An 890-nucleotide genomic window follows, 5' to 3' on the forward strand; every position below is an offset into this window, starting at 1 on the left:
ACGCTGATGGAGATGGCTGCGCGCGGGCACGGGCGCGCCACCGCACTTCACAGCTTGTTTCTCAAGTATTTGGGACGCACACGCGGCGTTCAAAAATGCGGAGCGACTCCGCATGGCTCGAGACTGAGCCGAGGTGCCCTACTTCTCGCTCTCCAGCAGCCCCACGATGCGGTCGATGTCGACGGCAAAGCGAGGCCTTCCCTCGCGCTCGTAGCGGTCGAGGTATGCCTGGCACTCGGAGACGATGCGCTTGGTGTTGCCGTCGATGATGCGCTGGAGCGTCTCGTAGTAGGCCGAGCCCTCGGTCCTGAAGCGGCGCTGGTAGACCTTGGTTATGGGGAACATCTTGATGTAGTGGATGCCGTGGCGGCAGCCGGGGCGCGTCGTGGGGCGGGGTGGCAACGCAAAGTACTGGTCTTTGGGCGCGTTAGGGGCGATGTTGGAACGCAGCGGCACAGCGAAGTCCCTGCGCTTCCCGCGGAAACGCAGCCTCACCACCACGATGCAGGGGCGATTGTGCTTAAGCATGAGCTCGCGGTCGCCCTCGACGAGGTCGAAGAAGTCCTGGGAGATGGATACGATCTTCATCGGTTACGCCCCCTTCATACGAAGCGGGGCCCGCATCGCTGCAGGCCCCTACAGGTGGGCGATATTCTACGCCTTGCGGCACCCCGTCGCCCACGGAGGTTAAACGTACACGTAAGCCGTACTCTGAAAGCCGCGGCTTCCGGCGAGTAGTTTATACCACGAAAGGTCGATTTCAATGCGCATAGCTCGCAAAATAACACTCGCTGGGCCGTCACCCCTGGCAGTTACCCTCCAATCTTCATTGGAGTCAGCAGGTCAATTCATATAGTTATGGGGGTGTATCCTAAAGGGAATCAAATTTA

Annotated in this window: 1 protein-coding gene; it reads right to left on the reverse strand. The window is 60.0% G+C overall.

Annotated elements, in window-relative coordinates; translation table 11 throughout:
• Positions 1 to 138: 138 nt before the first annotated feature.
• On the reverse strand, positions 139 to 588 hold the full coding sequence (locus PGW49_RS10380; protein WP_270226453.1) for a hypothetical protein: 450 nt from the start codon (positions 586 to 588) through the stop codon (positions 139 to 141).
• Between the last annotated feature and the right edge of the window lie 302 nt (positions 589 to 890).

The sequence above is a fragment of the Collinsella aerofaciens genome, from assembly GCF_027679495.1.
GTDB lineage: Bacteria > Actinomycetota > Coriobacteriia > Coriobacteriales > Coriobacteriaceae > Collinsella > Collinsella aerofaciens_AK.